The sequence below is a fragment of the Mycobacterium sp. UM_11 genome (assembly GCF_001414075.1).
In the GTDB taxonomy this organism is placed as follows: Bacteria; Actinomycetota; Actinomycetes; order Mycobacteriales; family Mycobacteriaceae; genus Mycobacterium.
Map to the genome: position 1 here is coordinate 1 of NZ_LATC01000149.1, position 8,402 is coordinate 8,402.

Here is an 8,402-nt window from a genome sequence, read left to right on the forward strand (position 1 = left end):
TGTATAAGAGACAGGTCGACGACCTGCTCGGCATTGCGGATCCCACGGTGGAAGCGCCCAACATCGAAGGTGACGCCCGGCGGCGGCGTCTCACCGCGCTCGTGACTGCCGCGTGGGTGAATCGCCGTGGCTCGGCCCTCTATGTGATCGAGGACGCCCATTGGATCGACGAGGTCAGCGAGTCGATGCTCGCCGACTTTCTGACCGTGATCCGGCAAACCCGTTCGATGATGCTGATCACCTACCGGCCCGAGTATCAGGGCGCGCTGGCGGCGATTCCGGGCGCACAGACCATCGCGTTGCGTCCGCTGAACAACACCCAGACCGTGGCGCTGATCGACGAACTGCTCGGCACCGATGCCTCGGTGCGCGGGCTCGCGGAAGTCATCTCCGAACGTGCGGGCGGCAATCCCTTTTTCGCCGAGGAAATCGTGCGCGACCTCGCGGAGCGGGGTTCGATTCGCGGCGAGCGCGGTTCCTACCTGCTCCACGGCGAGATTGCCGACATCACCGCCCCGCCGACATTGCACGCCGTCATCGCCGCCCGCATCGACCGCCTCAGCTTCCCGGCCAAACGCACACTGTGCGCGGCCGCGGTGATCGGGACGCAGTTCAGCCCGGACCTGGTCAGCGCTCTGGGCGTCGAACCGGTCCTCGACGAACTGGTCAAGGGCGAGTTGATCGACCAGGTCGCGTTCACCCCGAAGGTCGAATACGCGTTTCGGCATCCGCTGATCCGGTATGTGGCCTACGAATCGCAACTGAAGTCGGACCGCGACGAGCTGCACCGCCGACTCGCCGCCCTGATCGAACAGCGCGAGCCGGAATCAGCCGACGAAAATGCCGCACTGATCGCAGAACACCTCAAAGCGGCGGGCGATCTGCATGCGGCCTTCGACTGGTACATGCGGGCGGGAACGTGGTTGAGACACCGCAACATGGCCGCCGCGCGGGCGAGCTGGCGGCATGCGCGCGACGTCGCGGACCGCCTACCCGCCGCCGACACCGAGCGCGCCGCAATGCGGATCGCGCCGCGCACGCTGCTCTGCGCCAGTTCCTGGCTGACCGGCGGCACCATGGCAGACACCGGATTTGACGAACTGCGCGACCTGGCGACCGCGGCCGGCGACAAGGTGTCGCTGGCGATGGCGATGGCCGGATGGCTGCCGGCGCTGATCGTGCACGCCCGGTTCGGCGAAGCCGCACAGTTGGCCTCGGAGCTCGAGAGCCTGCTCGACTCGATCGGCGATCCGACCTTGATTCTCGGGCTGCTCTACGCGGCGATGCCCACCAATCTTCAGCGCTGCGAGATGACCGAAGCCCTACGCATCGCGCAGCGGGCGATCGAGCTGGCCGACGGTGACGCGACCAAGGGCAATCTGATCATCGGCTCCCCGCTGGCCGGCGCGACCGTGCTCCGGGGCTGCGCCCGGTGCTTCCTCGGCGATCCGGACTGGCGGGTTGATCTCGATACGGGCGTGACGATGGCCCGCGCATTCGAACCGGCATTGCGCGCGATCATGCTGCTGTTCAAGTACAACCTGGTCCCCTACGGGGTCTGGTTGCCCGACGCGGCCTCCCTGCGGGAGACGGCCGAGATGCTGGACATCGCGGAGCGATCCGGTGACGATCTCACGCTGGCCTGCGCCCGGTACGTGCACGGCGTCGCCCTGTTGACCTACGACGGAGGCTCACGCGAAGCCGCCTTCACCCTGCTCGCCGCCGCGCGTGAGGCCGCCTTGCAAGAGCGCTTCACGCTGGGCGCGGACACGCTGGTGAACCTCTTTATCGCCAATGAGAAGTTGCGCATCGGCGACCTTGACGCTGCGATCGAACTCTTGCGCCCCGCCATCAAAGCGCAATACGACAGATCCGACTTCCTCAGTCTCGGCGCCACCACCGCCGCGCTGGCAGAAGCGCTGCTGCGCAGGGGTGGCGCCAGGGACCTCCCTGAAGCGGAAGAGGCCATCGACCGGCTGGCGGCGATGCCGACCGAACCCGGATTCGTGCTGCATGACCTGTGGCTGCTGCGGATGCGCGCACTGGCGGCGCAGGCGCGCGACGACGGCGCAACTTATCGGGATTACCGCGACCGCTATCGCGCGATGGCCAATTCGCTTGGCTTCGAAGGGCATATCGCTTGGGCCCGGGCAATGCCCTAACCCAGGTTCGCCCTCAAACACGCTCCGTATACGGTCCAAGTATGAATCCAGTTTCGGTGATCACCGGCGGTGCGGGTGGCATGGGTCTGGCCACGGCCAAACTCGTCGCGCACGACCACGCCGTCGTCCTCTGCGACGTCCGGCAGGACCGGTTGGAGGCCGCGGCGGCAACCCTGGAAGAGCTCGGGGCGAACGCCACCGCGGTCAATTGCGACGTCACCGACCGGGGCGCGATGACTGGCCTGCTCGACACCGCGAAGGGCCTCGGCAGGCTCGCCTCGGTCATCCACACCGCGGGGGTGAGCCCTAGCATGGGCCCCGCCGACTACGTCATGCGGACCAACGCGATCGGCACGCTCAACGTCAACGAGGCGTTCTACGCCGCGGCCGGCGAGGGCGCCGCGATCGTCAACGTGGCGTCGATGGCGGCCCACATCCTGCCCGCGGAAATGGTTCCGGTGGACCAGTTTTCGCTCGCGCTGAACGACGCCGACGCCTTCCTGGACGCCCTGATGACGACGTGCAACATCGTGCCCGAGGAGGCGCGATCCGGCATCGCCTACGCGGTCAGCAAGAGCTTCGTCAAGTGGTACAGCCAGTCCCAGGCGGAAAGATTCAACGCCCGCGGGCTGCGCATCGTCTCGGTTTCGCCGGGCTCGATCGACACCGAGATGGGCAGGCTCGAAGAGCAGGCCGGCGCCGGCGCGATGGTGACCAACGCCGCGGTCCCGCGGTGGGGCAAGCCCGAGGAGATGGCCGAGCTGCTCGCGTTCTGCGCCAGCGAGAAGGCGGGCTACCTCACCGGCACCGACATCCTCAACGACGGCGGCGTCATCGCGTCGATGACCGAGCGGGCCCGGGTGGCCGCCGCCGGCTGAGCCCGTCGGGTCAGACCAGGTAGTACAGCTCCGGGTGCGGGGCGAGTTCGGGCGGGGTGGTGACGGGCGACTGAACATCGCTCTTGTTGTGCGCGTAGCGCACCGCTTTGAGCGTCGCCGAGAATTCCTCGTCCTCCTCGGGGAAGACCTGCTCGGCGGGGAACCAACCCTGGAACCCGACGTTGTGCAAAACGCCGAGGGTGTCCGGGCGCACGCCGGCCAACAGGATCGTCACCCCGCGCGCGGTCTCGTCGCGCAGGAAATGCTCGATGCGCTCGATGCAGACGACGTCGGGATGTCGCACCCGTTTGAGCCGCAACACCACGAACGTGAGGCCGTCGTCGGCGACCCGTCGGCCGATCTCGGAAAGGTAGCGGTCGAGTTCCGGTGCTGCACCGAAGAACAACTCGCCCTCCAGGTCGTAGATCACGATCGATGGATCCACCGGGTCCCCGGGGATGCGTTCCCGCACAACGCGTTCGGGCGTGACGACAAGCTCCCTGGCCTTCAGCTTCGCCGCGCGCGGCACGAACAGCAGAATCGAGAGCACCACACCGAGCAACACCGACTTGTCCAGATCGATCGCCACGCCGGTGAACGCGGTCACGATGACGAGCCCGGCGTCGTACTTCGACGCCTTGAGCGTGTAGACCAGGCGCCTGAAGTCGACCAGCCGGGCGGCGGTCACCAGCAGCAACCCGGCCAGCGCCGCCTGCGGGACGTACCGCAGCAACGGCGCGAACATCAGCAGCGCCGCGGCCACCGTTGCGGCCGAGACGATTCCGGAGAAGCGCGTGCGGGCGCCGGACTGGAAGTTGATCGCCGACCTCGACAGCGACCCCGAGCCCGGCAGGCTCTGAAAGAAGCCGCCGGCGAGGTTGGCCAGCCCTTCGGCCATGATCTGCCGGTTGTAGTCGATCTGCTGGTTGGTCTGATAGGCAATGGCTTTGGCGATCGACAGCGCCTCGATGATGCCGACGAAGGCGATGGCCAGCGCGCCGCTCGACAGGTGCGGCAGCCAGTCGGTGTGCACCTCGGGAACGTGCGCGGTGGGCAGGCTGCGCGGGATCTTGGCGGCCACCGCGACGGCGGTGTGCCCGTTCGAGCCCGGAACCGACCAGCCCGCGAGATAGGCGACCAGCCCGGTGAGGATCAGCACGGCGAGCATGTCGATCTGCGGCCATCGGTAGCGCTGCAACAACTTCCGCAGAACCACGGCCAGCACCACCGCCGCGGCGCTCAGCGTCAGGGCACGGTAATTGATGTGGTCACCGTGCGCCAACGTCAGCCACACGCGGCGCAAAACCTGCATGTGGCCGTTGCCCTTGTCCCGCACGCCGAGCGCGTTGCCCAGCTGGCCGATGGCGAGCAGAAACGCCGCCGCCGCCATGAAGCCGATGATCACCGACTCGGAAATGTAGCGGGTCAGGTTGCCGAGCCTGAACAAGCTGATCACGATCTGGAACGCGCCGACCAGCACGGCCAACAGGAACAGTGCCTCGAACAGTTCGGTCGCGTTCTCGGAATCGATGAACGCCAGTGCCGTGAACACCAGCAGCGAGATCGCGCTCGTCGGACCGTTGATCAGATGCGACGAAGATCCGAAGACCGAGGCGACGATCGTCACGACGATCGCCGAATACACGCCGAACCGGGGATCCACCCCGGCGATCAGCGCGTACGCCATCGCCTGAGGAAACGAGATCGCGGCCACGGTGAGCCCGGCGATCACGTCATGCCGACCCTTCACCAGGTCGTAGTTGAAACCGATGGCCACCGTGTGCTCGTCTTCGCTATGTTCCCGACACCGCGCCGGGCGGCGCGGAGATCGCGTCGAGGATTCCGTTGGTGCCGAAGAACTGTTCGCGCGCGTCGGCCCAGTCCTTGGCTATGGCACCGATCGGGAACAGGGCCAGCGGAGGCAGCCGATCCGCGTGCCGGGCAAGGATTTCCGGCTTGAACGGTCGGTAGCCGTACTGGGCCGCCTGTTCTTGGCCCGCGTCGGTGAACAGGTAGTCGAGGTAGGCCTTCGCGTAGCCCGCCGTCTTCGCGTCCGCGAGGTTGGCGTCCACCCACGCCACCGCGGGCTCGGCGAGAATGCTGACCGGCGGGTAGACGAGCTCGAGTTCGTCCTGGTTGGCCGCGACCTCACGCAGCGCCTCGTTCTCCCACGTCAGCTGCACGTCGCCGACCCTGGCCAGCGTGAAGCTGTCGCCGGCGCTGCGGGCGCCGGCGTCGGAAACCGCGACGTGCCGCAACAGCGTCCGCACGTAGTCGGCCGCCTGGGCCTGGCTGCCGCCGCGGGTGGTCACCGAGCCCCAGGCTGCCAGCACGCTGAGCTGACCGTTACCCGAGCTGCGCGGGTTCGGGGTCACCACGGACACGTCACTCTTGATCAGGTCGGGCCAGTCGCGCACGGCCTTGGGATTGCCCTTGCGGACGACGAAGACGATGGTCGACGTGTACGGCACCGAACGGTTCGGCAGCCGCCGCTGCCAGTCGGCCGCGACGAGCCCGCGCTTGCTCAGCGTGTCGATGTCGCTGATCAGCGCCAGCGACACCACGCTGGCTTTTTGGCTGCCGTCCAGCACGCTGCGCAGCTGCCGCCCCGACCCGCCGTGAGATTCCTTGATATCCAGAGTGATTCCGGTCTGCGCGCGATATTGCGCGACGAATGTCCGGTCGATGGCGGCATAGAGCTCGCGCGTGGGGTCGTAGGAAACGTTGAGGATCCGGTTGGCCCCCTGGGGGGAAACGTTCTTCACCGCGATCGCCCCGGCCGCGACCACGATGGCCACGACGCCGAGGACGGTGAGCCAGTTGACCCGCCACCGCGGGAGTCTCGGACGCGCGTCCAGCATCCAGGCGTCCTCCCGCGGCAATGGCCGTTCTTCTGGCACCAAACTTTTTAAGCATGTTAACGATCGGCACGTCCGGGTGCAGCGGTGAGAATCAGGCTGAAAATAAGTGCGCCCGTGGTCGGGGCGTCAAAGCCGACCGCGGCCGTGGCATCGCTACCTATGCTGAGCGGATGCCGCAACCGGTGCTGCGCGAACGCCTGATCGATCTGGAAGATCCCGACCGGGACGTGGCGCGCGGCCGCGCGCTGCGCAAGACCGTGCCGCGGCGCACCCTCGCGCAGCTGACTCCGTCCGACCGCTCGGCAACCGAAATCCTGGTGGCGCAAAACACCGGTCGCCTAGGAGATCTCGTGCCGCTGCGGTTCGCCCGAATGCTTGCCGATCCGTTCTCGTTCTATCGCGGGTCGGCGGCGGTCATGGCCGCCGACCTCGGCGCCAGCCCGTCGAGCGGGATCGAAGTGATGTGCTGCGGTGACGCCCACATATCGAACTTCGGCATGTATGCGGCACCGCACCGCTCAATCGTGTTCGACCTCAACGACTTCGACGAGGCCGCCGTCGCGCCTGCCGAATGGGACGTCAAACGCCTGATCACCAGCGCGATCGTCGGCGGCCGCCACGCCGGCTACCGCGCCAGGGCCATCCGCCGCTGCGTCGAGCAGGCGCTGGTCGGCTACCAAACCAGCCTGCAGGCGATGCTGGCGATGAACGTGCTGGACCGCTACTACCTGCGGGTCGAACCGGAGCGGCACGCCGTGCAGGTGTCCAAGGGCCTGCTCGGCGTGATCCATCGAACGGCATCCCGGGCGCGCCGCCGGACATCGGCGCGAGTCTTCAAACAGCTCACCGAAATTGGCGCCGACGGCACACCGCGGCTACGGGAGGCCCCACCGGTGCTGCAGCACGTCGACGAGGACGTCGAAGCCGTGCTGATGGAATCCATTCAGGAATATCTGGCCACCGTCCCCGCCGACGTCGCGCTGCTGCTGTCGCACTTTCGCGTCACCGATATGGCGCTGCGGGTGGTCGGCGTGGGCAGCGTCGGCACGCGCTGCTACCTGGTCATCCTGGTGGGCCCGAACCGCACCCCGCTGATCCTGCAGATCAAGGAGGCGACCCGATCGGTGCTGGACGAATACGGCGGTTGGCGCCAGCCCGCCACCCTTGCGGCCGCCGTCGAGGCCAGGGGTCAGGGCGTCCGCGTCGTGGACGGCCAGCGAATGCTGCAGGCGATGTCGGACGTGTTCCTCGGCGCCACCCGCAAGGACGGCCGCGATTACTACGTCCGTCAGTTCCATGACATGAAGGGCACGGTGGAGACCGAGGGCATGGGCGCCGCAACCTTTCGCGATTACGTCACCGCCTGCGCGGTGCTGTTGGCGCGGGCGCATTCGCAAAGCGCGAACGCGTCGTTGCTGCGCGGATACGTCGGCACCAGCGCCACGGTGCACGACGCGGGGGCCGAGTGGTGCTACGCGTACGCCGACAAGTCGCTCGACGATTTCCACCAATTGCGGGCCGCGGCCGCGGCCGGCGACATCGAGGTGGCCGCGGGCGCCGCCCGGTAACCCGTCCGCCGGCCCGGGTCGGTAATCAATCAATTGATAGTATTTGTGTCGCTGTGAGCGCCCGGCAGAAAGGCGGCACGAGGCGATGCGAAGCCGCGCGGCCATCCTCCACGACTACCGCAGCCCGTGGTCGGTCGAGGAGTTCGAACTGGATCCGCCCAAGGCCGGCGAGGTCCTGGTGCGGCTGGCCGCCGCCGGCCTCTGCCACTCCGACGAACACATCCGCCAGGGCCGCCTCGCCGCGCCCCCGGAGACGTTGCGCGCCATGGGATTACCGGCCATGTCTCCGACGATCGGCGGCCACGAGGGATCCGGGGTGGTCGTCGACGTCGGGCCCGGCGTCGACGAGTTCACGCCGGGCGATCACGTCGTCACGTCGTTCGTAGCGGTCTGCGGCCGGTGCCGATGGTGCGCCTCTGGGATGGAGTACCTGTGCGACACCGGGTCGGGGACGCTCGCGCCGGGCATGCCGACCGACGGCACCTTCCGCCATCACACGCGCGACGGGCGGAACCTCGGCCACGTGTCCAAAATCGGCGCCTTTGCCGAACACACTGTGGTGGCGGCGAATTCACTGGTGAAGATCGACCCGAGCTTTCCGCTCGTGCCCGCCGCGCTGTTGGCCTGCGCGGTTCCCACCGGGTATGGCTCGGCGGCGCGGCGCGCCGGGGTGCGCGGCGGTGACACGGTGGTGGTGATCGGCACCGGCGGAATCGGCACCGCGGCCGTGCAGGGCGCCCGCATCAGCGGCGCGGCCCGCATCGTCGCGGTGGACGTAAGCGACTTCAAGCGCACCTCGGCCGTCCGGTTCGGGGCGACCCACACGGCCACGACCGCCGCCGACGCGCTCGAGCTGGTGCGGGACCTGACCCGGGGCGTGCTGGCGGACGCGGTCGTGGTCTCCCTCGCCATGATCCTGTCTCTTATACACAT

General features: G+C 67.8%; 6 protein-coding genes. 4 read left to right on the forward strand and 2 right to left on the reverse strand.

All coding sequences use genetic code 11. The annotated features are described in order from the left end of the window. Positions 1–47: 47 nt before the first annotated feature. Both WU80_RS23165 and WU80_RS23170 read left to right on the forward strand, forming a co-directional pair. Positions 48–2,162, forward strand: coding sequence for a hypothetical protein (locus tag WU80_RS23165; protein WP_156371830.1), 2,115 nt, complete (start codon positions 48–50; stop codon positions 2,160–2,162). A 41-nt stretch (positions 2,163–2,203) separates the two neighbouring features. Beyond that, a complete protein-coding gene (locus WU80_RS23170; protein ID WP_082459999.1) occupies positions 2,204–3,040 on the forward strand; it encodes an SDR family oxidoreductase in 837 nt (278 codons plus the stop codon). A 10-nt stretch (positions 3,041–3,050) separates the two neighbouring features. Here WU80_RS23170 and WU80_RS23175 read toward each other — a convergent pair whose 3' ends face one another. Both WU80_RS23175 and WU80_RS23180 read right to left on the reverse strand, forming a co-directional pair. Further along, the gene (locus WU80_RS23175; RefSeq protein ID WP_055405406.1) at positions 3,051–4,817 is read right to left on the reverse strand and encodes a SulP family inorganic anion transporter; all 1,767 of its coding nucleotides are present in this window, start codon (positions 4,815–4,817) and stop codon (positions 3,051–3,053) included. 16 nt (positions 4,818–4,833) lie between these two features. Continuing rightward, positions 4,834–5,901 (reverse strand): sulfate ABC transporter substrate-binding protein, encoded by a 1,068-nt coding sequence (locus WU80_RS23180; protein WP_055405408.1) that lies wholly within the window; start codon positions 5,899–5,901, stop codon positions 4,834–4,836. Between the two features lie 170 nt (positions 5,902–6,071). Here WU80_RS23180 and WU80_RS23185 point away from each other — a divergent pair, with 170 nt between their 5' ends. Continuing rightward, a complete protein-coding gene (locus tag WU80_RS23185; RefSeq protein ID WP_055405405.1) occupies positions 6,072–7,469 on the forward strand; it encodes a DUF2252 domain-containing protein in 1,398 nt (465 codons plus the stop codon). Between the two features lie 85 nt (positions 7,470–7,554). Further along, on the forward strand, positions 7,555–8,402 hold an 848-nt coding region (locus WU80_RS23190), incomplete at its 3' end, for an alcohol dehydrogenase catalytic domain-containing protein (protein WP_055405863.1).